This is a genomic window from Actinotignum saccati, from assembly GCF_051265055.1.
In the GTDB taxonomy this organism is placed as follows: Bacteria; Actinomycetota; Actinomycetes; order Actinomycetales; family Actinomycetaceae; genus Actinotignum.
The window spans coordinates 50,448-73,331 of record NZ_JBOZCC010000008.1 but is presented as its reverse complement, the minus strand read 5'-3'; the positions used below and the strand labels follow the sequence as shown (position 1 = coordinate 73,331).

20 protein-coding genes are annotated in these 22,884 nt (G+C 55.9%); 12 read left to right on the top strand and 8 right to left on the bottom strand.

Annotated features, from left to right (window positions below; all coding sequences use genetic code 11):
- Positions 1 to 103: 103 nt before the first annotated feature.
- Together ACRQEC_RS07475 and ACRQEC_RS07470 are read right to left on the bottom strand one after the other, a co-directional pair.
- The gene (locus ACRQEC_RS07475) at positions 104 to 1,114 is read right to left on the bottom strand and encodes an inorganic phosphate transporter (RefSeq protein WP_016442265.1); all 1,011 of its coding nucleotides are present in this window, start codon (positions 1,112 to 1,114) and stop codon (positions 104 to 106) included.
- A gap of 2 nt (positions 1,115 to 1,116) precedes the next feature.
- The gene (locus tag ACRQEC_RS07470; RefSeq protein ID WP_435729869.1) at positions 1,117 to 1,743 is read right to left on the bottom strand and encodes a DUF47 domain-containing protein; all 627 of its coding nucleotides are present in this window, start codon (positions 1,741 to 1,743) and stop codon (positions 1,117 to 1,119) included.
- 382 nt (positions 1,744 to 2,125) lie between these two features.
- Here ACRQEC_RS07470 and ACRQEC_RS07465 point away from each other — a divergent pair, with 382 nt between their 5' ends.
- The 5 genes from ACRQEC_RS07465 to ACRQEC_RS07445 all read left to right on the top strand — a co-directional run bounded on the left by ACRQEC_RS07465 (position 2,126) and on the right by ACRQEC_RS07445 (position 7,551).
- Entirely contained in the window at positions 2,126 to 2,752 is a 627-nt protein-coding gene (locus tag ACRQEC_RS07465; protein WP_274736220.1) for a heme-binding beta-barrel domain-containing protein, read from the top strand.
- Positions 2,749 to 3,813 carry a hypothetical protein gene (locus tag ACRQEC_RS07460; RefSeq protein WP_284890310.1) on the top strand — a complete coding sequence of 355 codons (1,065 nt, stop codon included), beginning with the start codon at positions 2,749 to 2,751 and terminating at the stop codon, positions 3,811 to 3,813. Before ACRQEC_RS07465 ends, ACRQEC_RS07460 begins: the two co-directional genes overlap by 4 nt.
- Before the next feature lie 52 nt (positions 3,814 to 3,865).
- Positions 3,866 to 4,207 carry a DUF2516 family protein gene (locus tag ACRQEC_RS07455; RefSeq protein ID WP_126135454.1) on the top strand — a complete coding sequence of 114 codons (342 nt, stop codon included), beginning with the start codon at positions 3,866 to 3,868 and terminating at the stop codon, positions 4,205 to 4,207.
- 62 nt (positions 4,208 to 4,269) lie between these two features.
- On the top strand, positions 4,270 to 4,737 hold the full coding sequence (gene dtd / locus ACRQEC_RS07450; RefSeq protein WP_016442270.1) for a D-aminoacyl-tRNA deacylase: 468 nt from the start codon (positions 4,270 to 4,272) through the stop codon (positions 4,735 to 4,737).
- Between the two features lie 210 nt (positions 4,738 to 4,947).
- Positions 4,948 to 7,551: an ATP-dependent Clp protease ATP-binding subunit gene (locus tag ACRQEC_RS07445; protein WP_016442271.1), complete on the top strand. Its 2,604-nt coding sequence runs from the start codon at positions 4,948 to 4,950 to the stop codon at positions 7,549 to 7,551.
- A gap of 112 nt (positions 7,552 to 7,663) precedes the next feature.
- Here the strand turns inward: ACRQEC_RS07445 and ACRQEC_RS07440 are convergent, their stop codons facing one another.
- The 4 genes from ACRQEC_RS07440 to ACRQEC_RS07425 form a co-directional block, all read right to left on the bottom strand.
- Positions 7,664 to 8,587 (bottom strand): hypothetical protein, encoded by a 924-nt coding sequence (locus ACRQEC_RS07440; protein ID WP_016442272.1) that lies wholly within the window; start codon positions 8,585 to 8,587, stop codon positions 7,664 to 7,666.
- Positions 8,587 to 9,018: a DUF6318 family protein gene (locus tag ACRQEC_RS07435; RefSeq protein WP_155875811.1), complete on the bottom strand. Its 432-nt coding sequence runs from the start codon at positions 9,016 to 9,018 to the stop codon at positions 8,587 to 8,589. The genes ACRQEC_RS07440 and ACRQEC_RS07435 overlap by 1 nt, the downstream gene beginning before the upstream one ends.
- A 335-nt stretch (positions 9,019 to 9,353) precedes the next feature.
- Complete coding sequence (locus ACRQEC_RS07430) at positions 9,354 to 10,409, bottom strand: aldose 1-epimerase (RefSeq protein ID WP_016442274.1); 1,056 nt, start codon at positions 10,407 to 10,409, stop codon at positions 9,354 to 9,356.
- 129 nt (positions 10,410 to 10,538) lie between these two features.
- A complete protein-coding gene (locus ACRQEC_RS07425) occupies positions 10,539 to 11,789 on the bottom strand; it encodes an ROK family transcriptional regulator (RefSeq protein WP_016442275.1) in 1,251 nt (416 codons plus the stop codon).
- A 177-nt stretch (positions 11,790 to 11,966) separates the two neighbouring features.
- Between ACRQEC_RS07425 and ACRQEC_RS07420 the strand changes: the two genes are divergently transcribed.
- The 7 genes from ACRQEC_RS07420 to ACRQEC_RS07390 all read left to right on the top strand — a co-directional run bounded on the left by ACRQEC_RS07420 (position 11,967) and on the right by ACRQEC_RS07390 (position 20,164).
- Positions 11,967 to 13,442 (top strand): xylulokinase, encoded by a 1,476-nt coding sequence (locus ACRQEC_RS07420; RefSeq protein WP_016442276.1) that lies wholly within the window; start codon positions 11,967 to 11,969, stop codon positions 13,440 to 13,442.
- A 90-nt stretch (positions 13,443 to 13,532) separates the two neighbouring features.
- On the top strand, positions 13,533 to 14,627 hold the full coding sequence (locus tag ACRQEC_RS07415) for an ABC transporter permease (RefSeq protein ID WP_016442277.1): 1,095 nt from the start codon (positions 13,533 to 13,535) through the stop codon (positions 14,625 to 14,627).
- Positions 14,628 to 14,646: 19 nt separating this feature from the next.
- On the top strand, positions 14,647 to 15,657 hold the full coding sequence (locus ACRQEC_RS07410) for a substrate-binding domain-containing protein (protein WP_016442278.1): 1,011 nt from the start codon (positions 14,647 to 14,649) through the stop codon (positions 15,655 to 15,657).
- Positions 15,658 to 15,660: 3 nt separating this feature from the next.
- A complete protein-coding gene (locus tag ACRQEC_RS07405) occupies positions 15,661 to 17,211 on the top strand; it encodes a sugar ABC transporter ATP-binding protein (protein WP_016442279.1) in 1,551 nt (516 codons plus the stop codon).
- A gap of 76 nt (positions 17,212 to 17,287) precedes the next feature.
- Entirely contained in the window at positions 17,288 to 17,911 is a 624-nt protein-coding gene (locus ACRQEC_RS07400) for a KpsF/GutQ family sugar-phosphate isomerase (protein WP_016442280.1), read from the top strand.
- The gene (xylB, locus tag ACRQEC_RS07395) at positions 17,908 to 19,410 is read left to right on the top strand and encodes a xylulokinase (RefSeq protein ID WP_016442281.1); all 1,503 of its coding nucleotides are present in this window, start codon (positions 17,908 to 17,910) and stop codon (positions 19,408 to 19,410) included. Before ACRQEC_RS07400 ends, xylB (ACRQEC_RS07395) begins: the two co-directional genes overlap by 4 nt.
- 112 nt (positions 19,411 to 19,522) lie before the next feature.
- On the top strand, positions 19,523 to 20,164 hold the full coding sequence (locus ACRQEC_RS07390; RefSeq protein WP_016442282.1) for a transaldolase family protein: 642 nt from the start codon (positions 19,523 to 19,525) through the stop codon (positions 20,162 to 20,164).
- Here the strand turns inward: ACRQEC_RS07390 and ACRQEC_RS07385 are convergent.
- Positions 20,161 to 21,237, bottom strand: coding sequence for an aldose 1-epimerase (locus ACRQEC_RS07385; protein ID WP_016442283.1), 1,077 nt, complete (start codon positions 21,235 to 21,237; stop codon positions 20,161 to 20,163). The two genes, ACRQEC_RS07390 and ACRQEC_RS07385, sit on opposite strands and share 4 nt — an antisense overlap.
- Before the next feature lie 60 nt (positions 21,238 to 21,297).
- On the bottom strand, positions 21,298 to 22,764 hold the full coding sequence (xylB, locus tag ACRQEC_RS07380) for a xylulokinase (protein WP_016442284.1): 1,467 nt from the start codon (positions 22,762 to 22,764) through the stop codon (positions 21,298 to 21,300).
- Positions 22,765 to 22,884: the final 120 nt, after the last annotated feature.

Sequence of the window (22,884 nt, the reverse complement as noted above, 5' to 3'; positions counted from 1 at the left end):
ACGCCGCACCGGCCCGCCGCCTCACTTCTATGTGGCGCGCGCGTGGCGCTGTTCTCGCCCGCTAGTGGCAGCGCCACGGTGCGGGCGAGATACCCGAGTTTGCCTAGATAAGAACCAGGCGCAGCAGCCAGGTGGCCACCGCTGCCAGGGCGCCGGCCGCCGGGATAGTCAGGATCCAGGCGGTGGCAATATTGCCGGCCACGGACCAGCGCACTGCCGAACGTCGCTTCGTGGCACCGACCCCCATGATGGCGCAGGTGATGGTATGCGTCGTCGAAATCGGGGCGGCCCATACAAACGCCGTCGTATAAAGAACGCTGGCGGCCACGCTTTCCGCAACGAAACCGCGGGCCGGATCCAAATCAATAATTTTTGAGCCGAGCGTCTTCATAATGCGGAAACCGCCGGTCGCGGTCCCCAAAGAAATCGCGGCGGCCGCGGCCAGTTTCACCCAGGTGGGGATGCCGTCTTCAAGATTGTGGAAACCGCCGGCCGTGAGGGCCAGCACGATCACGCCCATTGTTTTCTGGGCGTCCTGGAGGCCGTGCCCGAGGGCCACCATGGCGGCGGAAACTGTCTGGGCGTAACGGAAGCGATGCATAGTGGTGTGGTAGGGAGCCTCCGTGAGGAGACGCAGCACCACTTTCATAATGAGATAGGCCAGCAGGAAACCAACCGCGGGGGAAACGATCATCGGCACCACCACACGGTCGAAAATGACCGTCCAATGCACAGTGGCCAGGGAGGCGATACCGGCGCCGGCCAGCCCGCCGATAAGCGCATGCGAAGAAGAAGAGGGCAGCCCGCGCCACCAGGTAATAAGATTCCAGCCAATCGCGCCGGCCAGCCCGCCGAGTACCAGGGTGAGGCCGGTTATTTTTTCTAGCTCGGTAATATCAACGATGCCGGAGCCGATTGTTTCGGCTACTTTCGTGCCGAGCATCGCGCCGAGGAAGTTCATGACGGCTGCCATCGCGAGGGCCACCCCGGGGGTCAATGCGCGGGTGGCTACCGAGGTGGCGATGGCATTAGCGGCGTCGTGAAAACCGTTAGTGAAGTCAAAAATGAGGCTAATGACGACGACGGTGCCCACCAAAAAGAGCAACTCGGACAAAATCAGGACTCCTTGAGGGCAATGCGCTCGACCACGGCGGCGAGCGTCTCGAAAGCGTCGACGGTGTCCTCGAGAGTGTCCACCACCAGTTTGACGCGCAGCAATTCAATGGCATCGGTGGCGTTTTCAAAGAGCGAGGCGAGAGTGGAACGGTAGAGGGAATCGCCCTTGTTTTCCAGCTGGTTAATTTCCACCCAGTATTCGCGAGTATCCGGGGAAGTGGGGTTGAAATGCGCGAGAATATCCGAGGAGAGGCGGGCGCAGGTCTTGAGAATATCCACCACCGTCGGCGCGCTATCGGGGAGGGTGAGGGGGCGCATAAAGGCCACGTTTTCCCCGACCTCGTCCATGAGGTCCACGCAATTATCGATAGCGGTGGTGAGGGCATAAAGATCCCCCCTGTCGAAAGGGAGGACGAAAGACCTATTTACCACTTTGAGGAGTGCGTGATTTGACTCATCTGCATTGTTTTCGATGGTGTGCAGCTGCTGTTGCAACTCTCCGCGCTCGTGAACCGGTGCGGTCATGAGCTGCGCGAGGCCCGCGGCGGCAATGGGAAGATGCGCCGCCTGGGCGCCAATAAGGTCGAAAACCCGCGTGGAACGCGAGAATTTAGAGAATAACCCCACGTGAATTCCTCGTTTCGGGGACATGAACAATCGATGAACGACTCGTTTCAAGGATAGTTCATTACGGGGCGAAACGTGTATTGCGCGGCGGTGAGATCGGGCAAGAAAAGGGTGCCGGACCTGAGAGCGCCTGACGGCGCGAATGCCGCTCGTAGCGGCGCTAGTTGGAGCCCGGGGCTTTCAAGGTCCGGCACCGTGGCTTCAGAATAACAAGAGCACGGGCAATCGGAAACTTTTCGTCGTGCTTTCGGGCCAAGCGTGAAAAATGAAGACTTTTTCGCTCCGACGTGGGAAAATAACACTAGCTATGGGCTTCGCCGCCGCGGGCCGCGTGTGCCTGTAACTTTGGGCGGCACCCGGCCGGGGCGGGTAACCTGAGCATATGGTCTTTGCAATCCCTGAAAATCTCAGTCCGGAAACCTATCCGATGGCCTGGCTCGTCGATACCTGGCGCGGCGCCGGTCTTCTCGAATACGAAGGTGTGGACGCAGCCGGTTACCTTCACGAATTGCGCATCGATAATGACGACCACGGCCCCTACCTGCGCCTGCGCTCCGCGACCTGGCTTTCCCAAGAGCCGGCCGGGGCGGTGGATCGCGAAGTTCCCGGCGGGCGGATGTACGCGGCCCTGACCAAAGGCCAGCAGTGGTCCAGCTTCGAAGGCTACCTGCGCGTTTCCCCGAATAACCTCCAGGGGACGGAGGGGCGTTTCGTGCTGGAAGGAATGATTGCCACTTCCGCTGGTCACGCCATGACCTGGGCCGGTTTCATTAAGGGCCCGCAATTCCAGATCGTCGCGGACGCCATCGCCGCCACCCCCACCGCCGCGAGCTATACCGGCGGCCAAATCATGGGTGGCTACGTGGAATCGGAGCTTTTCTACGCTTACGATATGGCCGCCTTCGGGGTTCCGATGCGCAGCTATATGGCCGGCCGCCTTCAGCGCCAGAGCGATTGCCCGGAAGCGAAGCCGAAGTCTGCGCCATCCGAAGCGCAACCGGAATCGTGAAACCCAGCCCGCTGCTGCGCTGGCCCGGTGCGGTTCCCGGGCTAGGGGACGCGGCCGGGGTGGCTGCTTTTTACACCAATCCCTATGTGGAGCAGCGCGAGCTGGAGGCCGGGCGCGGCTTCGTGGACCTCTCTCATTGGCGGGTGCTGCGCGGCGCCGGCGGGGCTTGCCCGGGTGAGTGTCTGGGCGCGCATCACGAACTCCCGGGCGCGCATCACGCGCGCGAAGTGCTGGAATGCGACGCCGAGGGCCGGATTCGTGGTGCTCTGCTGCGCTGTGCGGGTAGTCGTGAAGATGTTTTCTTGACTCCACCGGGTGGGATCCATTCCACTATGTGCCCGGCCAACTACATCGCGATAGGGACGACGACGCAGGGAGCCAAGCGCCTCCGTGCGGCCATGCACGGTCGGTCGGGGCTATCCGCTGTTTTCTGGGAAGACTGGTGGCCGGATAGCGATATTGTGATCCTCCTGGTCGAGGATATTGAGGTACTTGCCCGGGCCGGGCAAGCGGCCGGCATGAGCCCGGTAGGTTTATTTGCCTGGGATGCTCATCGGGCCGCGGCGCGCCGCCCGGATCCGTTCCGGGCGGCGCGCGCCGGGGCGGGCCCGACTGAGATATACGGACCTGGGGTAGCGGGCAGCTGCGCATCCCGGGAAGTAAGCACTCGCGAATCCGGAGAAGCGAGTACCCGCCAGCTCGGCGGTGCCGGCCGGAGCCTGGCCTGCTTATATTTGGAAGGCCCGGACGCGGCCGACTTACCCGAGGCTGGCACGCCGGTACTCGCGGAGCGATCCGATGCCGTGAGTGCGGGTGGGGCGAGCGGGATTGTGGCGGTCGAAACGGAAACGAATCAGCCCGAGGGGGTGGTTGTGGGCCTGGTGCTGTCGGCGGTGCGGCATTGGGAAGAAGGTCCGCTTGCCCTCGCGCTGATCAGGGAGCCAGCGGCGCTGGGCGCGGTGCGGGTAGGGGAATTCCGCTGCGGCGTCGAACCTATTCCTCTGCCTACGCACGCTCCCGTTGTGGTGACCATTCGTGAAAGCGGCGAAAAAGTGTCGTAGGCCGTGACTAGAATGAGGGCGAGCACCACGCTCACCACGAGGACGGAGAACCATGAACCTAACAACCTTGCGGCTCGTCACAGATATCTGCAACGGGATATTTTTTGTGATCCAGCTGGCGATTCTCGCGTTTATGGTGTGGGCGCTGGTGGCTTGTCTGCGCCGCCCGGATGCGGATTTTCGCTATGCCCGCAAGGATAAGAAGTTCTGGAGCGGGGTGCTGCTGGGCTGCGCTCTCGTCACGGGGATCGTGCTTTTTACACCCATTCGCCTACCTTTCCAGCCGTTCCTCATGCTCGGGGCGGCTTACGGCGCGCTCTACTATCTGGGTCCCGAAGAACAGCGGATGGGGCCGCGCCGCAGTTCGCGCGGGCGCGGGAAAGGGTCCTGGTAAAGCGGGGTGAGCGCAGGCCCTTAGCTGCGTCGTCGTACTACACGCACCACGAAGGAGGAAGAATGCGAGCAGTTATTCAGCGCGTCACGCGCGCATCCGTCACGGTGGACGGCAGTGTGATTTCGCAGATCGGCACGGGACTGTGCGTGCTCCTGGGTGTAACGCACGGGGATGGCGCCCCGGAAGTGGAGAAAATCGCGCGGAAAATCGCGCAGCTGAAAGTGCTACGCGCCGCGGATGGAACCGATGAGCCGAATAGTCGGCGCAGCGCGGAAGAAGCGCAGGCTCCCGTGCTGCTCGTTTCGCAATTCACTCTGTACGCGGATGTGCGCAAGGGCCGCAAGCCTTCGTGGTCCAAGGCCGCGCCCGGGGAAATTGCCGATCCGCTCTATGAGGCGGTGGTGCGCGAATTGCGGGAGACCTACGGGCTGGAGGTAGCCACCGGGCAATTTGGGGCCATGATGGATGTGGAACTCGTTAATGACGGCCCCTTTACGCTCCTGGTTGAGGTGGAACCGGCCAGCGCCTAACTCGCCGCGGCGCCCCATAATCCTAGGTCTAAGGGCCTAGGGATAGTGAAATAAGCTCAGAAATCTCATCAAGAACAGCGATTTCCGCGCTAATTCGGCTTTTTCCCTCAGCAAAATGTGAGCCACACACTCATGCCACTGGCGAACAGGGGACGGCTCCCGGGCCGCGGGCCGTTACTCTTTTAGAAGATTGCAAGTGCAAGGAGAGTTATGTTCGAAAGGTTCACTGACCGCGCCCGGCGAGTCATCGTGCTCGCGCAGGAAGAGGCACGGAACCTCAAGCACAACTACCTGGGGACCGAACATATCTTGCTCGGCCTCATTCGCGAGGGCGAAGGGGTGGCCGCAAAGGCCTTGGAAGCCCTGGGGGTGACGCTTGAGTCCGTCCGGACGCAGGTCATCGATATTATCGGCGAAGGCCAGGAACCACCCTCGGGTCATATTCCCTTCACGCCGCGCGCCAAGAAGGTCATTGAGTTCGCGATGCGTGAGGGGCTTCAGATGGGCCACTCCTATATCGGAACCGAACATCTCCTCCTCGGTCTCACCCGCGAAGCGGATGGTGTTGCCGCGCAGGTCCTCATCAAGCTCGGTGCGGATATGCCCACCGTGCGGAACCAGGTCAGCCAGCTCATCTCCGGTTTCCAAGGTAAGGAAGCCGTTGGGGTGGGTGGGGGCCCGCGTGAAGGCACCAAGGCCGGCTCCACGATTCTGGATCAGTACGGGCGTAACCTCACGGCCGCCGCGCGTGACCACAAGCTTGATCCCGTGATCGGCCGGCATACCGAAACCGAGCGGGTTATGCAGGTGCTTTCCCGGCGCACCAAGAATAACCCGGTGCTGATCGGGGAACCCGGCGTGGGTAAAACCGCGGTGGTCGAGGGCCTGGCCCAGTCCATCGCCGCGGGTAATGTGCCGGAAACCCTCAAGGATAAGCAGCTGTATTCCCTGGATATGGGTTCCCTCGTGGCTGGTTCGCGCTACCGCGGCGACTTCGAGGAACGCATGAAGAAGATCCTCAAGGAAGTTAATACCCGCGGGGATATTATTCTTTTCATTGACGAAATCCATACCCTGGTGGGTGCGGGTGCCGCGGAAGGTGCCCTGGATGCCGCCTCGCTGCTCAAGCCGATGCTGGCCCGCGGGGAACTCCAGGTCATCGGGGCAACCACCCTCGATGAATACCGTAAGTACATTGAAAAGGATGCCGCGCTTGAGCGCCGCTTCCAGCCCATCCAGGTGGAACAACCCACCGTGGAACAAACCATTGATATTTTGCGTGGTTTGCGGGACCGGTACGAGTCCTACCACCGCGTGACTATTACCGACGACGCCCTGGAGGCGGCCGCCACCCTGGCGGATCGGTATATTAACGACCGCTTCCTTCCCGATAAGGCCATTGACCTCATCGACGAAGCGGGGGCGCGCCTGGCCATCCGTAAGATGACCGCGCCGCCGGAGCTGCGCGAGCTGGACGATAAAATCGCCTCCACGCGCCGCGCTAAGGAAGCGGCTATTGACGCCCAGGACTTTGAGAAGGCCGCTGGCCTGCGTGATGAAGAGCAGAAGCTCGGTGAAGAACGCGATGCCCGTGAGCAGGCTTGGAAGGACGGGGATATGGACGTCGTCTCGGTGGTGGATGAAGATCTCATCACCGAGGTGCTCTCCATGTCTACCGGTATCCCGGTCTTCAAGCTCACCGAAGCGGAGTCCGCGAAGTTGCTGCGTATGGAAGACGAGCTGCATAAGCGGGTTATCGGCCAGCATGAAGCCGTGACCGCGCTTTCCCAGGCAATTCGCCGTACCCGCGCGGGACTCAAGGACCCGAACCGCCCCGGTGGCTCTTTCATTTTCGCCGGGCCTACCGGTGTGGGGAAAACCGAGCTCGCCAAGGCACTCGCGGAATTCCTTTTCGGGGATGAATCCGCGCTGATCACTTTGGACATGTCCGAATATTCGGAGAAGCACACCGTTTCGCGGCTCTTCGGTGCTCCTCCGGGATATGTGGGTTATGAAGAAGGCGGCCAGCTCACCGAGAAAGTGCGGCGCAAGCCTTTCTCCGTGGTGCTCTTTGACGAAATTGAGAAGGCCCACGCGGATCTCTTCAATTCTCTTCTCCAAATCTTGGAAGAAGGGCGCCTCACGGATGCACAAGGCCGGGTGGTGGACTTTAAGAACACCATCATCATCATGACTACCAATCTGGGTACGAAGGATATCGCGAAGGGTGTGCAAACTGGTTTCCAGTTCGATGCCGATACCACGTCTTCCTACGAGCGCATGAAGACGAAGGTTGCGGAAGAACTCAAGAACAATTTCCGGCCCGAATTCCTCAACCGCGTGGATGACATTATCGTCTTCCCGCAGCTGGGCCGCCCGGAAATCCTCCAGATTGTGGATCTGATGATCGGCAAGCTGGATAAGCGCCTGCGGGATCAGAACCTGTCGATCGCCCTGACGAAGGATGCGAAGGAACTCTTGGCGGATCGTGGTTACGATCCGGTGCTCGGGGCACGCCCGCTGCGCCGCGCCATCCAGCGTGACGTGGAAGATGTGCTCTCCGAGAAGCTGCTCTATGGCGAATTCGCCAAGGGGGACATCATCGTGGTGGATGTGGATAAGGAAAATATTCCGATGTCCTTCACCTTCACCGGCCAGTCGCCCGACCAGCCGCTACCGGATGGTGTGATCGAAGCCGAAGAACCGGCGCAAATGGAAGGCTTGGCTTCCGGGGTGAATACTCGCCCCAGCGGCGGGTCGGTAGCCGGTGCCGGCGCGCCGACTTCCGGAGGTGGCCTGGCCGCAGCGAACTAGGATTGCTGCGTCCCAAGCGGGGCCGCGAGCTAAAGCCCCACATTAGGGGCGGCCACGCTCAGGCACCGGCTAGGGCCGCTAGCAAGGAATAGCTGATACCGAGAGCTCGAAGCTAACCGATCAGGTGCGCTTCGAGCTCTCGCGTTATCACCGGGGTTGTTTCGGAGCGGGTAGTGAGCAACTCCGATACCGTGCGGCGCTGCCCGGCAACGGTGTAGTGCACCTCCCACTCCATGACGAGCGTGGCTTTCACCTCCTCATTGGCCTGGCGGTACATAACTTCCGTAAAGGGCTGGCGGGCCGGGATGAGCTGTGCTGAGTGAGCGGGGAGCGAGCCGCTGGGCGTGGCGTTTCCGGAGTTTCTTGCGGCTGTGCTTTCCGCGCTGGGCACCTCCCAAGTTGCCCGCACGGGAATCAGGTCAATAACAACCTCCGCGCCGAGCACTACAACCGGATGCCGTTGAGCCGGAGCGGAATAATGCAGGCGAACAGGGTAGTTGATCGCCACCCAGCCGCGCGCCGGTTCCATCCGCGCCTCAGCGCTCGCTACCGCGATCCGGATACTTTCCGTGTGGATAAGCCTTTCCAGCTGCGCGGGGGTGGGAGGCGCTCCCGCTTGAGTGCCGGCCGGAGGAGTGCCATTACCCAGTATCCAACTGAGAATTCCTGCCGCGCCGCGCACATGGCCCGGTAGAGACGCATCACGCACCGCGGCTACTAGTGCACCGCGCGACCACGGCAGGCCATAAGGCCCGCTGGAGAGTCCGGCGCTCCCGCTGGCAAGGGCACCTGAGCTTGATGACACTCCGGCTGCCTCGCCGGGCGAACGCCTGGTGTAACTCACCTGACCTTCCACGGTCACTCCGCCGGCATCGGTGCGGGCGGTGTAAATGCGTTCCTCACCATCCGCATATTCGCGGGCGAGGGCCGGAGCGCTCACCGTGCACGAGCCAAGGCATATCACTGCGACCACGCCTACGATGAAGGCGCGCAGGAACCAGCGCGGTCTGAACCTGGGGTTGGTGTATGGCCTCATCACACGCCTCCATCCAAAATGTCATCGTTCATCCCCACCGCATCGACGATCCAGTTACTACCGGAGCGGAAAATCCGCATGGTCACAAAGAATTCTTCGGCACGATCTGTTTTTTCGGCGCCTTTGCGGTTCATCACTGGATTGGGTGGATGGGAAACGGAGAACTGCACGGTATAGGCGGCTATGGGATCATTCCAGCGCCCCCGCGCATCGCTAAAACTAAAAACGGTGGCTTGCCGGGGCCGGAAATCAGTTTCTTCACGTTTCGCGATCTGGTGTTGGCACCAATCGCATTGTTCTCCGGCCAGTGGGGAGAGGGGCGCGATATCGCCGGTGATAGTTGCGTAATCGAGGAGGGTGAAAAGATACTGCCCGGCCGCGATGGCTCCCGCTACGGAATCTTCGGACATCTGGGCGGGTGGTGCGGGCACTGGAATCTGGACCGGCCAGGTGGGGGGAGAGGATGGGGGAACTGAGGGCGCGACAGAGCCAGAACTGATGGTAGACGAGGGTGAGTTCGCAGCGGGTGGGGCGGAGCTAGCAGCAGGCATTCCGGAAAAGTTACCGGGGGAGAGCCCAGGGGGAGGCGCGCCTGCCCCTGCCCCACAGCTGCTGAGAAGGAAACAGAGGCTGGCAAGAATTCCGGCACGGCGCCCGGTTATGAGTACGTTCATGGCGCCACGTTAACAGTCGCGTTGCACCCGCCCAGAGCCTATCCACAGGAGGACTCGTAGCGGCGTGTCATCCACAGCTTGTGCCGGCTCAGCTACGCGGTACCCGTCTCCGTCACCACAACCCGCGCTTCGAGCTCGCGGCACGCTCCCGGCTCCAGCAACATTTCACGGCCTTCGGCGCGATTGAAAGCATTGGGGAGCGCCTGGCACGGCTCCATAGCTACCGCCTGCCCGGCGTCGCGCGCCAGCCCGGCGCCAGCAAAAATATGGAAATTCTTCGAAGGCCAGTCGCCCAGGCGTGCCCACAGGGCTACTTCGCGATCCCCGGTGTGCAGGCGTGCCACATTCCAGCTAGTCCCGGCGCCACCGTTTCCGTCCGCGCTACCGTCCGCACCTCCGCCAGCGCCGACAGCACCCGCATCCGGTCCGGCGTCATCGGCAAGCTGCGCGTAGGCCCAATCCGTGGCCGGGTCGATGGGGGAGTGCGCGAGCGGCTCGCACGGCGCGAAAGCGCCGGCGCCGTCGTACGGAATAAGCGTGGTATCGGTGGCGATACGCGCGCGGCAGTCCAGGCTCAGGCGTGCCTCCGCCAGCGGACCGGCGAGCCGGAAATACGGATGCCAGCCGAGAGCGACCGGGGCCGCTACTTCGCTGAGGTTCTCGGCGCGTAGACGCACGTGCAAGGAGCCGTCGGCACCAATGCTGTAAACAATGTTTACGGCAAGCTCGAAGGTGTAAACACCGTTTGCATCCACGCGGGTGGCGAACTCGAGAACGCCGTCGCCTGCGCGAATAACCTCGAACTCCCGGGTAGTGACCAGGCCGTGCAGGCCGGCTTCAGCCTCAGGAATCGGGGCCGGCACGCTATGAACACCGCTTACAGGAATATTGGCGTGGAGTTTAGCGCGCACGGCTGGATCCTCGCCGTGATAGAGCGCGGTCGGGTAGCGCCCTTCGCGGATGCGATTGGACCACGGCACCAGCACGGCACTGCGAAAACCGTTGAGCTCACGCAGCTCAACAGGATCGCGGTAGCCGTCGATGATCTCGGTATCGCCCAGGCGATAGCTGAGCAGGGTGGCGCCGCGAGTGGCCGCGCGCAGCGTAACGGTGCGGCCCGCGCACACGCGTTCAGTGGTGACGATCATGGTCCTTCTTCCTCGTAAGTCCGGGTACGACGACGCCGCAGCTGCGGGCGCCTCCTTTAGCTTCCCACGTTCTCCAGGGTACGCGCCAAAGTCGGGTAGGCGGGCCTTGGCGTCTACTCAGTAAATGGATTATGTGTCGATATTTAACTGGATTTCTGGCAGTGAAGAGGCATCTACCGGATTGTCGTGATCTGTGTGCTCCCTATCCCAGGTTTCGGGCCTTCCTAAGAAGTTGGCGATTGCTAACCAGGCAGCGCCGCGGGAAAGAGGTGCTCCCCGAGCGAGGGTCGCCCGGATATCCAAAGGGGCCTGACCACTCCAAATCACGCGGGAACTAATTTCCTTTTGGATATTAGGGAGCAAAAAATCGTAAATATCGGCGAGTTGCCCGCCAAAAATCAAAGTAGGGGAGTGGATCAGATTAATTGCGCTAGCAGCTGCTCGGCCGATTAGGGTAGCTACTTCCTTGACCACTTTGGTAACAGGGGTTTCGTTTCGCTTAAGCAAGGAAACAAGGGTTCCAATCGTTGTTTCAGTCGGTAGGTTGCTGGCTGCAACAATTGCAGATCTGGTAGCAAATGCCTCAAGACAGCCGTTTTGTCCGCAGGTGCAAATGCGTGCTTGATCCGAAACGTAGATGTGACCTAAAGACCCACTCCAGCCGGTGCTATCGGGTGAAAGTGCTCCGTCCAATATATGTACGGCGCCGATGCCTGAATCGAGGTTGACGTAAAGAAAATTATCAAGCTGCTCGTCATTACGGTGAAGATAGACCGTTTCTGCGCTCGCTCCCGCTGTTGTGGAATTGGAAATGACGATATTGCAATCAATTATTCCCTCGACAATTCGAGATAATTCGACGTTTATCCAACCGAGGGGGGTGGAATTTACTACGGTGGAGGTGGCTGGATCTACGATTCCGGGAAACGTGATTACAACTTCCTTGAGCGAGAGTCCGGCAACGTTGCATTGCGTTGATACGGATCGCAGAATTGCGGCAATATCATCGAGGGTTTGAGAGGTTGAGTCTGGGGGCATGTCAATTAGTCGTTCGATCAGCACGTTTCCCGTCAGATCTATTAGAGATGCCTCTACCGCTTCAGCGGAAACATTGATCCCGAGGGCGCAGTATGTTCTTGGGGCTGGCGTTAAGGGCGCCCCGGGCCTGCCAGGGCCAGAGACATAAACTTCGTTTTCCCGCACGATATCACGGTTAACAAGCTCGTCAACTAGTCGTGAAATAGTGGACCGATTTAATCCGGTTGAGCGGGCTAGATCCGCCCTTGATGGGGCTGAATTGGTGAAGATAATCCGGCTTGCTAAAGAAGCTAAATTTTGGTTGCGGACAGCACCGTGAGAGGTCTCAGCAGCTTTTCGCACAGCAAGTCTCCGTAGATGTTCCGAAAGGGTTGATCACCACTTAATGATAGAGGACGCTATCAGCCGAACTTGTGGCGCGTGACACAGAAGTGTCGACGTGCGCATTGTTGCATTTAATGCAACTGGACGGGTATATTGCAAACAGCAACAAAATCTAACGCTGGGGTTGGAGGTGCAATGAAAAAGAGCAATGTCGCTGGTATTGACTTGTCTACACGTTCCTGCCACGTAGTAATTCGTGATCTGGAAACGGGTGAGCTGGTTCGCGGCGCAACTGCATCTTTCCGCACTAAGACAGAGACCAATCCGCGGACATGGATGGAAGCATATCGTTCAGCGGTCGAACTTGCTGGCGGATTAGATGATGTAGTGGCGATGTCTGTTGCCGGACAGCAGCATGGTTTCGTTGGTCTAGGCGCTGACGGGAATGTCCTGCGTCAAGCGATTCTTTGGAACGATAATCGCTCCAAGGAAGATGCCGAAGATCTGATTAGAGAATTAGGCCGAGGCGATGTTTCTGAGGGACGTAAGCTGTGGGCTGACAGCGTCGGAAGCGTGCCAGTTTCGTCGTTGACAGTTTCGAAGCTGAGGTGGTTCGTTGATCATGAGCCTCAGCTATTCAAACAGTTATGTGCCATTGCATTGCCTCATGATTGGCTCACGTGGCAACTTATGGGTGCTGACGACTCCCGAGACGGCCTAGAGAAAAAGCGGGATATTCGGGAACTCGTTACAGACCGCTCGGAGGCTTCGGGCACCGGTTACTACTGCGCGGAAAAGAACGAGTACCGCAACGACCTAATTGACTTGGCGGCAAGAAGTGAATTATCTAAGAGACTCGTTTTGCCACGTGTTGTTGGAAAAGCAGAATCTGTAGGAGAACTGAATTCTAAAGGCGAGGCAATCGTTTTGGGTCCCGGATGCGCTGACAACGCAGCCACGGCGCTGGGGCTGGATTTACCTCCCGGTGAGGTGTGTGTTTCTATAGGAACTTCTGGTGTTACTTCCTTGGTTTCGGACAGTCCGATTAAGGACAGGACTGGTCAGGTTACTGGTTTCGCGGATGCGACTGGACGGTATCTTCCTTTAGTCGGAATGCTTAATGCGAGCCGTGTTCTCGATGACGTTGCCCTTCTACTTGGAATGACGCTAGAGGAACTCTCACGTGCCGCACTTAATGCCGCGCCTGGGGCGGAAGGCCTTGTGGTGATTCCATATTTCGCGGGAGAGCGAAATCCGCGGCTTCCGGAAGGAATGGGAGCGGTTTTGGGAGTGTCATCACGAAACCTCACGGCGCCGAATCTCGCGCGTGCGGCATATGAAGGAATCGTAGCGAGTGTAGCTCGAGGTCTTTCCGCATTTCGAAGGCTTGGTGTGGAGGTTACCGGTATAACACTGGTAGGTGGGGCGTCGCGTACGCCAGCTATGCGCCGGATAGCCGCATCAGTGCTCGGTTTACCTGTGAGCGTTCCTGAGTATTCAGCTTACTCAGCCGATGGCGCGGCACGACAGGCGGCATGGACTTATATGGGAGGAGACGATCCTCCGGCATGGACTCCACGTCTCCGGTCTCAGTACCAAGCGAAACACGACTCTTTTATTATCGAGAGATTTGAGGAGGTTGCAGAAAAATATCTTGCAACGGTCAGATGACTGTCTATCTTCAATAGATCCGGGAAAGTTTTGGCAGTAGGCATCCGGTCTCTCGATCTGTAAAAGCGAAGTCATGCAAAGGAGCATGTAATGAAAAAATTCCGCGTACCGCAGGAGGCGGGAATCTTTGGTGTTGTGCTGATAGTGGGTGCTATTATGGCGCTGCTTTCTCCAGCATTCCTCACAATGAATAACATGCAGGTTCTCCTGCTCAATGGGACGGTCGTGCTTTTCCTTGCAATGGGGCAGACATTTGTTCTCCTAACTGGTGGTATTGACCTTTCGGTGGGATCCAATATCGCGTTGACTGGAATGATTGCAGCGCTGGCGATGCAGGGAGGTCTTCCCTGGTGGCTTGCCGCATTGCTGGCCATTGTGACTGGTGCTCTCGTTGGCGTATTCAACGGCGTTTTTATTCATTTTGGGAAAATGCCAGCATTCATCGTCACGTTTGCTACCTTTGGGATTTCCGCTTCAATTCCGAAGATCCTGACGCAAGCCCGGTCAGTAACTGTCGCTGATCCAATGTTCGCATTCTTCGGCCGAGGGAGTATTTTCGGCATCCCTATTCCGGTGGTTTTAGTGCTTATTGCTGCGGTTATTCTCGCTTGGTTCTTGCACCGGACAAAAACGGGTCTCCATATTTACGCGGTTGGCGGCAACAAAGAAACGGCCCGTCTTGCCGGTGTTAATAATGGAAAGATCATCATTCTAGTGTACGTAATCTCCGGTATTTGTTCTGGGTTCGGGGGAATCATTGTTACGTCGCGCCTTATGGTCGGCTATCCGACAGCTGGATCGGGTACTGAGCAGTTCTACTCAATCGCTTCGGCAGTTGTTGGTGGCGTTTCGCTTTTCGGTGGTGTCGGTACCCTTCTCGGCGCGTTCCTTGGTGCCATTTTGATCGCAGAAGTTTCCAATGGAATGAACGTTATTGGAGTGGATTCTTATTGGCAGCCGCTTGTCATTGGCGTAATTATTCTCGTTGGTGTTCTTCTCGATACTAATCGCCAGCAGCTGTCCCTCTCGAAGCTGTTCCGCAAGAAGCAGCAAGCTACGTCGGTGGCATCGCATGCATCTGCGGATACGACCAATTCCGAAATTAGTCATTCACAAAAACAACCTGCTGGAATGCCCGGTGGGAAGAAAAGTATCCAAACCCATGACCGAGACAACGAGGTCTAGGAAAACAGAGGAGAAAAACATGAAAAAGAAGCTCTTTGCAGCTATTGGCGCGACGGCTCTTGCCGCGACAATGGGAGCCTGCGGGGGAGTCGATACCGGAACCGGTGAAAATAGTGGTGGCACTGGCGAAACCGGGAAGGCAAGCGTTCAGATTCCTGAAGCTTGTAACGCTGAGAATCCATACCTCGCAGTGTTGCTTCCTAACCAGCAGAATCCTTACTACGTCGCAATGAAGCGAGGATTTGAAGAAGAAGGCAAGGCGAAGGGGTTCAATGTTGAAGTCCAGATTGCCAATGACGACGATGCAAACCAGCTTGCTCAAGCTCAGGCTATGTTGCAGAAGAATCCCTGTGCTTTGGCGCTTAACCCAGTGAAGTCCGAACCCGCGGCTGCAATCGTCAAGGCAGCTAATGATGCCGGGGTGCCGGTGTTCACTGTGAATATTATTGTCGATCCTGATGCATTAAACGCACAAGGTGCGAGTGTCGTTCAGTATGTGGGCGCCAACAACCATGAGGGTGGCGTCCAGATGGCAGAGAAGGTTCTTGCCGATTTTGGTGCCGACGCAAAGCTGAACATTGGGTACGTTACTGAACCGGATGAATTGCCTGTGGTTCAGCGCGATCTTGGATTCCGGGAAAAAATGAAGAGCAACCCGAATGCCAAGGACGTTGCGGAAGTCGACGGCAATGTTAAACCAGATGATTCACTCAATGTTACATCTGCGATGATTCAGGGTAATCCTGACATTAACGTAATTTTCGCGTCGACTGGCCCTGCCGCGTATGGTGCACTGCAGGCTGTCCAGGCATCTGGTAAGGACATTAAGGTCTACGGTTTTTGTGCCGCTGGTGAAACCCTCACTGATGCTTACCCCGGTTGCGTCGCCCAGGAGCCTGAAGAGTACGGACGCATCCTGGTGCAACAAATCGCAGAATATAAGCAAGGTAAGTCTGTTGAGAGTGAGCTTTTGCAGTCGCTTAAGCAGTTCGAGAAGGGCCAAACCCCTGGTGAAGGAGAATTGGGGTAAAAGATGACAACGTTGGAAACGCCGGGGAGCAAGCGGTCCCTCAAGGCGGTCGATATTTGGAAGCTTTTTGCGGGTACACCCGCTCTCTCCGGTGTTTCTTTAACGGTTCACCCTGGCGAAGTCGTGGGGCTCGTCGGGCATAACGGAGCGGGAAAATCAACTCTGCTTAAAGTACTTTCAGGCGCATACCGTAATGATGATGGTTACCTTGAAGTGGACGGGGAGAGAGTAACCTTCGCTTCCCCTTCAGATGCCCTTTCACACGGGGTAGCTACTGTTTACCAGGAGCTTTCCCTTCTTCCTAATCTCTCGGTGACCGAGAATACGTTCTTAGGGAGAGAAGTTAGGAAAGGCCCTAACCTCGACCGGTCAGCTATGCGAAAATCCGCCAGGTCTCTTATGGAGAAATACGGAATTGATGTTGATGTTGATCGTAAGGTAGGTAGCTACCCCGTTGCGACTCGGCAACTGATGGAGATTGCTATTGCAACAACTCGAAACACGCGCTATTTGCTCCTGGATGAGCCAACAACGTCGCTCGAAGGTGATCAGGTAGAGAGTTTCCTGGAGTGGGTGCGTGATCTTTCTAAAAAGGAAGGTATCGGGATTGTACTCGTCAACCACAAACTTGATGAGCTGTACGCCGTGGCCGATAAAATCGTTGCTCTCGTTGACGGTAAGGTAAGGATTTCGGGAAGGGCGGACGAGGTTTCGCATGCAGAGGTTGTAACCGCGATCGCCGGTGAAGTGAATGCGGGTACAGATGTATCCGTTGAAACTAGCGCTACTGTTCGTGGACGGCAAGGGAAGGTGCCGGAAGGCGTACCTGCACTTTCTGTTCGGAATCTGCGTTCAGTAGCCCATAAAGGTGTGTCGTTCGATATTTATCCGGGTCGAGTCCATGGGTTCTACGGGTTAATCGGATCTGGGCGGACCGAGGCCATGCGTTGTATCTACGGGGCTGATGAATATGAGTCGGGTGAATTTACGGTTAATGGGGACCCGTATAAGCCTAAGAACCCGAAAAGCGCGCAGAAAGCTGGGTTTTCTTATCTCACAGAGGAAAGGAAACTTGATGGGATTGTTCCTCAGTTAAATAGTTATCGAAATGCAACACTCCCAATTACGGACCGGTACTCTAAACCTGGATTCCTTGACCGCAGGAGGGCACGGAAGGCATCGAAACAACAGTTCGACGCTTTAAAGGTGCGAGGTAATGTTGAGGCGTCGATAGAGTCGCTTTCTGGTGGTAACCAGCAGAAAGTCCTCCTAGCTCGAGTCATAATGGAAGACTCGCAGATTCTGATGCTAGACGAGCCAACAAAGGGCGTGGATATTGGTGTCAAAGCTGAAATTCATAGAATCGTCCGGGAACTCGCGCATGAAGAGGGCCTTGCTGTCATGGTCGTATCGTCCGAGGAAGAAGAGATTCTTGAGCTTTGCGATGATGTGACTGTTTTCGCGCATGGCCGAGTTGTCCAATCGGGAGTTCCTGCGGGGGATCTAAACGTTACGCGGCTCCGTGAGATGGCGTGGCAAGAGATTTCTGAATAGGTTCAAAAGATAGTGGGGTGTGAGGCTGCTCAACCGTGGCCCTCGCACCCCACCTTCACTCAGGGAAGAATAGAATATGAAAAACCAGGCTGTTTTGGAAGCTGCATGTCAACAAATTGAACGGGAAGCTAGGGCGGTTGCTGGAGTAGCGCAGTTGCTGAACAACTCTTTTATAGAGGTGGCAGACTTATGTTTGCGTATGACAGGAAAAGTTATAGTTACCGGAGCGGGAACTTCTGGACATGCCGGGCGCCGAATGGCTCATCTTTTATCCGTATCTGGTACGCCAGCGGTTTTCCTTCATCCGATGGACTGTCTCCACGGCACCATGGGAGCTATCACCAAAGACGATGTTGTTTTTGCGATTTCTAAAGGAGGCGGATCCGACGAGCTTAATCAGCTCTGCTCGATTTTGCGAGAAAAGGGAACGAAAATTGTAGCATTGACTGAGAACGAGTCTTCGGAACTTGCTGGACTGGCTGATGTAACTGTCCTCTTACACACGCCCGATCAAGCGGATCCGGGTAACGTTATCGCCATGGGATCAACGCTGGTTTCCGGGGTGTGGGGTGATGCGTTGGCTTATGTGCTTATGCGTTTACGTAAGAGATCGTGGAAAGAAACGCTTGAAATTCATCCGGCGGGCGCAGTTGGAAAAATGCAGACGGCACCTGAAGAGCTCAACAGATTGGAGCAATGAAAGTGTCCTTTGTCCTTGGGATTGACTGTTCAACCCAATCCGTAACCTTAGAAGTGCGGGATGTGGAGACGTTTCACGTAGTTGATTGCGTGTCAAATCCGCTACCGGCTACTCACCCACCAGTGTCGGAACAGAATCCGGAGACCTGGTGGGACTCTCTAGTAAAAGGGATGCACCTCCTCCATGCGCGTGGTCTTGAAGTGCGCAAGATTGGAGCTATCTCAGTTGCAGGTCAGTGTCATGGACTTGTGCCTCTAGATCGAGAATGCACAGTCATTCGACCGGCGAAACTGTGGAATGACACGACCTCTGCACTTGAAGCAGAGATGCTCATTGAAACGTATGGTAAAGAATTCTGGGTAGAAAAAGTCGGTTTCGTTCCGAATGCTGCACATACGGTTTCAAAGTTACTCTGGCTCGCGCGTCATGAAGTAGATACGTTGGAGCGGATTTCTAAAATCTTGCTTCCGCATGATTACCTTACCTATCGCTTAACTGGTCAATTTGTGACAGACCGGAGCGAGGCCTCTGGGACTGGTTATTTCGATGGTTTGAGAAACGTCTATCTCTTCGACTTGGTGTCTGACGTTATAAGTAACGCGTTTGGGAAGGAAGGGAAGGGGATTCCTTCCCGATCTTGGCATGATGTTTTCCCCGATGTTCTCGAACCGTCGGAGGCTGTAGGCTCAATATCTCCTGAAGCGGCCGTAGAACTAGGACTTGCCTCTGATGTCATTGTGGCGGTTGGGGGTGGCGACCAGCATCTTGGTGCGGTCGGCATAGGTCTCGACGATGGCGATATGTGTTTCTCAATTGGCACATCGGGAGTCACTTTCAGTTCATCTCCTACTCCTGTTCGCGATTATTCTGGAGATGTTGACGGAGTCTGTAATGCCACAGGAGGTTGGCTACCATTAACGTGCACGCTCAACTCGACGAAAGTGACGGATACGGTGGCGAAATGGCTAGGAGTATCCGTTCAGGAGCTAGGCAACCTGGCGGAATCGATGAGCGTTTCTTGTAATACGCCACTGCTGGTTCCATTTTTTGATGGTGAACGTTCTCCGTCGATACCGAACGCAACCGGATTGCTTGAGGGGCTAACAAACGGTACGACACGTGAGGATCTAGCCTTCACTGCCTTCGAGGGCGTTGTAATGGGTTTGTATGCCGGATCAAGAAAAATACGGGCTCTAGGTTCGGGTATCAACGGTGTAAATGTTGCTGTGGGTGGAGGTGCAAAATCGGATGTCTACTGTCAGTTATTGGCAGACTTTATGGGTGAGCCGGTCTCGCGTCTAGAATTGACAGAAGCAACTGCTAGGGGCGCGTGTGTCCAGGCGTTGGCGGTGATGACGGGTGATTCGATTGACGCCGTTCGGGCTCGGGTTCGACCTACTATTTCATCTACATTTACGCCGAAAGCTGAGCGCGGGCGAAGCGACAGATTCTCGCGTTATCTCGATATGGTAGCTAGTAGAAAAGCAAATTGTCGTTGAAGAAAAGGTAACGTCTCTGAATGAGCTGTCGAGCGTAGCTCACTATGACACGAGTGTTCTTTGCCGATACGTCAAAACGGTCCGGATAGCAATTACGAATGAGAGAGATAAGATGGCGATCTATTTTGACAGTGCCGATTGCGCGCAGATGCGTAAGTATGCATCAACAGGAGTTTTTTCTGGAGTGACATCGAACCCTACCATTTTGGCGCGGCAGGGGTTGTGCCAGCAGGATATCCCAGAGCTTTATCGCACTCTCCAAGAATTTGGTTTTGATCGATTATTCTTCCAAACCGCAGGGTGTACCGAGAGTGACATTGAGGAGTCTGCTCGTCAAATTCTAAGTCTAGGCGATGACGTTGTGGTTAAAATTCCGGCGACGCTGGAGGGGCTATCTGTTGCGGCTAAAGTGACCAACGAAGGACATGAAGTGCTGCTTACGGCGGTTTATGACTCTACACAGGCTGCCATTGCTGGAGAAATAGGGGTGTGGGGACTCGCTCCGTATTTTTGCAGAATGCGTGACATTGGCAAAGATCCGGAATTGGAGCTCAAACGTATGGCTCGGACTCTATCTGAGACAAAAACTCGTATCCTCGCGGCGTCGCTTCGGAAAGTTGAAGATGTATCAGCGGCGTTTGCAGCTGGTGCAGATGATGTTACGATCTCACTCTCAGTAGCCGAGATGCTGGTAAATAATCCACTCTCAATTGAAGCACTGACCACATTTGAGCGTGACGGTGGAAGAATTTAACTGCACATCGGGTCGGTTGTAGAAGCCGATCCTTCAATCCTGGCTTGGATGAGAGTACGCATTTGCCTGCTATCTCCTGGTTGTACAAGTTTATTTCCGACATCATGCCGGTTGAAGGCATTAACGATAGCCTGACATGGCTCGATGGCAATTGAAGTAAGAGGATTTCGCTTGAGGTTATGCCCGGTGAACACATGGAATGTGCGCAACGGAAGATCGGCTCCAAAATTCACGTACATGTGAATTGAGCGGTTCCCGGTGTTCAGATGGGCATAACCCGAAAAATCCCTCGAAGCTTTGCCGTCAAGCGATGTAATCGCACCTGTAGGGGGATTGCAGTGCTCAATATCTTGGAGGTTTTTCAGGTGGGTGTACCCCACGTCCGCATAGGTCGAGACTTTCCCAGGCGCGGGACTTTGTATCGGTTTAAATGCAGCGTTTCCTGGAAGTGGAATGAGGTCGTCGTCGGTTTTCACTACTGAAGATCCATATATGCGCAGGTCGGCTTGCCCTAGAGGGCCGTCAAGAAGAAAATATGGATGCCAACCGATAAAGATTGGGCAGGCGAGCAGAGATTGATTCTGCGCGCTTATTCGTGTGACGAGGTCTCCGTCGGGTGTTATCTCGAAACTTACAGAGATTAGTAGTTCAAAGGGGTATCCAGGCTCGGATTCCAGATGAAGCTCTAACCTAAGAGCTTCGGAGCTGTTCTCGACAACCTTGAAATCTTTGTCGTAAACAAGACCGTGAATGCCAGGTTCATACTTCGGGTTTTTTGCCGAGAAAATGTGATCGGCAGCGAACGGAGCGGGGCTCTGACCAATGCGTGGACGGTCACCTACACCATCGTCCTTGTAGATAGCGGAAGAGTATCTTCCGTCGCAAAGTCGATCTGACCAGGGCACCAACACTGCAGATCTGAAACCATCTTGTGTTTGCAACTCATCTTCGCTGAGATAACCGTCTATAAACTCGGTCCCATCTATTTGATAGCTGAGAAGGGTTGCACCGATTGTAGATACTTTTAACGTAACCTGTCCACGTGTGGAAGTGTGATTGTAAGAAAGAATCATGTCCCACGTTCTCCGTATTGATAAAGGATGAATTAGTACGGTCGCTATTGCGATTTACAGTTAGGCTGATTCAGGACGAAAAGTCGGGTAGCTTTTACGAATTGACTCGGAGACGGCTCGATAGCGTTCCCAGACGCTTTCATTCTCTCGAGGCTTGTATGTTTGGGTAATGTCTGGGGACCAGGAGTTAGTATTCTCAGGAATACCCGCAACCACGGCGGCTTGCCGCGCTGCACCCCTAGCGACGTATTCGGAAGTTCGCGGAACACTAATAGGAATTTCAAGAACATCCGCAAGAATCTGGTTGAGCGTTTCTGATTGTGCGCCTCCGCCGATAAGCATGGCACCATTGACTGATATTCCTCCGCCGCGAAGAGCTTCGAGCGCCCCGCGCATTAGGCAAGCAAGACCCTCGTAGGCCGCACGGGCGAGGTTTTCACGTGTGAAATTATGAGAGGTGAGCCCCGCGATATGCGCGGTTGCGTAAGGCAGATTGGGTGTTCTTTCTCCTTGGAAATAAGGAACCAGGGTAATGCCTTGGGCTCCCGGTTGTGTTCGTTCGGCAAGGGTGCCTAACTCTTCAAAGCTCACGTTTAGGATCTTGCGGAAGTAGTCCTGGATGAGGGCACCATTGAGGGTGCAGGCAAGCGGTAGCCATTTGTCTGTGGCATCTGAAAATCCGGTAACACCGAAACGAGGATCTTGAATAGGGGTGTCGGAAATCGTCGCGATAACGCCGGAGGTTCCGATGGAGATTGATGCCTGGTTAGTTTGAAGGTTAAGACCAAATGCCGATCCGGCGTTATCACCCATTCCGGGGCCAATTAGAATTTGTTGACTGGAAGGTTTGTCGGTTATCCATTCCTGTGCGACAGTTCCAACGCTTTGGTTATAGGGAACGATTCGGGGAAGAATTATATCCTTAGCTTTTTCGGTGGTGATGTGTAGAGCGTGCGCCAGGATATCATAGCGGTATTCGTCAGTTGAGCAGTCTACATACCCTGTCCCAGATGCATCGCTGCGGTCAGTTGTAAGTTCAGATAGCCTTGTTGACCCAGATAATTTCCATGTTAACCAGTCGTGAGGTAGACATATCGCCTTGATCCGAGCGGCATTGTGAGGCTCGCTATCGGCGAGAAAACGGAGTTTGGAGACTGTCAAGGAAGCGACGGGAACGGAACCGGTTGCTTTTGCCCAAAATTCGGGCCCTAACTCATCAACAAGCGCGGCAGCACCTGGCCCGGAACGCGTGTCATTCCAGAGAAGCGCGGGCCGAATAACATCGCCGTTCGCATCCAATGCGACCAGGCCATGCTGTTGGCCGGCGATGGAAATGGAAGATACGTCGCTTATTCCACCAGCTTTTTGGATAGCTGTTCTCAAAGCTGTAAGCCATTCGTTAGGATCTACTTCGGTTCCTGAAGGATGGGGACAAGTGCCCATCCGAATAACTGCGCCGTTATCTGTGTTGACAATGAGAACTTTTGTTGACTGAGTAGAAGAATCTACACCCGCTACAAGTGCCACTATGTCTCCTTTGACTATTCTGTGGGTGACGTTAGCTTTAACTAAGAAATAGTCTATCAGTGTTTGTTGCCGCCGGGAACTAATGTTTTGTCTTTTGCCCGACAGAGGCTCGAGTGGAAT

Coding starts and splice junctions, on each gene's coding strand:
- ACRQEC_RS07465 (WP_274736220.1), top strand. CDS start 2,126: ATGGTCTTTGCAATCCCTGAAAATCTCAGTCCGGAAACCTATCCGATG.
- ACRQEC_RS07455 (WP_126135454.1), top strand. CDS start 3,866: ATGAACCTAACAACCTTGCGGCTCGTCACAGATATCTGCAACGGGATA.
- dtd (WP_016442270.1), top strand. CDS start 4,270: ATGCGAGCAGTTATTCAGCGCGTCACGCGCGCATCCGTCACGGTGGAC.
- ACRQEC_RS07445 (WP_016442271.1), top strand. CDS start 4,948: ATGTTCGAAAGGTTCACTGACCGCGCCCGGCGAGTCATCGTGCTCGCG.
- ACRQEC_RS07440 (WP_016442272.1), bottom strand. CDS start 8,587: ATGAGGCCATACACCAACCCCAGGTTCAGACCGCGCTGGTTCCTGCGC.
- ACRQEC_RS07430 (WP_016442274.1), bottom strand. CDS start 10,409: ATGATCGTCACCACTGAACGCGTGTGCGCGGGCCGCACCGTTACGCTG.
- ACRQEC_RS07420 (WP_016442276.1), top strand. CDS start 11,967: ATGAAAAAGAGCAATGTCGCTGGTATTGACTTGTCTACACGTTCCTGC.
- ACRQEC_RS07415 (WP_016442277.1), top strand. CDS start 13,533: ATGAAAAAATTCCGCGTACCGCAGGAGGCGGGAATCTTTGGTGTTGTG.
- ACRQEC_RS07410 (WP_016442278.1), top strand. CDS start 14,647: ATGAAAAAGAAGCTCTTTGCAGCTATTGGCGCGACGGCTCTTGCCGCG.
- ACRQEC_RS07405 (WP_016442279.1), top strand. CDS start 15,661: ATGACAACGTTGGAAACGCCGGGGAGCAAGCGGTCCCTCAAGGCGGTC.
- ACRQEC_RS07400 (WP_016442280.1), top strand. CDS start 17,288: ATGAAAAACCAGGCTGTTTTGGAAGCTGCATGTCAACAAATTGAACGG.
- xylB (WP_016442281.1), top strand. CDS start 17,908: ATGAAAGTGTCCTTTGTCCTTGGGATTGACTGTTCAACCCAATCCGTA.
- ACRQEC_RS07390 (WP_016442282.1), top strand. CDS start 19,523: ATGGCGATCTATTTTGACAGTGCCGATTGCGCGCAGATGCGTAAGTAT.
- ACRQEC_RS07385 (WP_016442283.1), bottom strand. CDS start 21,237: ATGATTCTTTCTTACAATCACACTTCCACACGTGGACAGGTTACGTTA.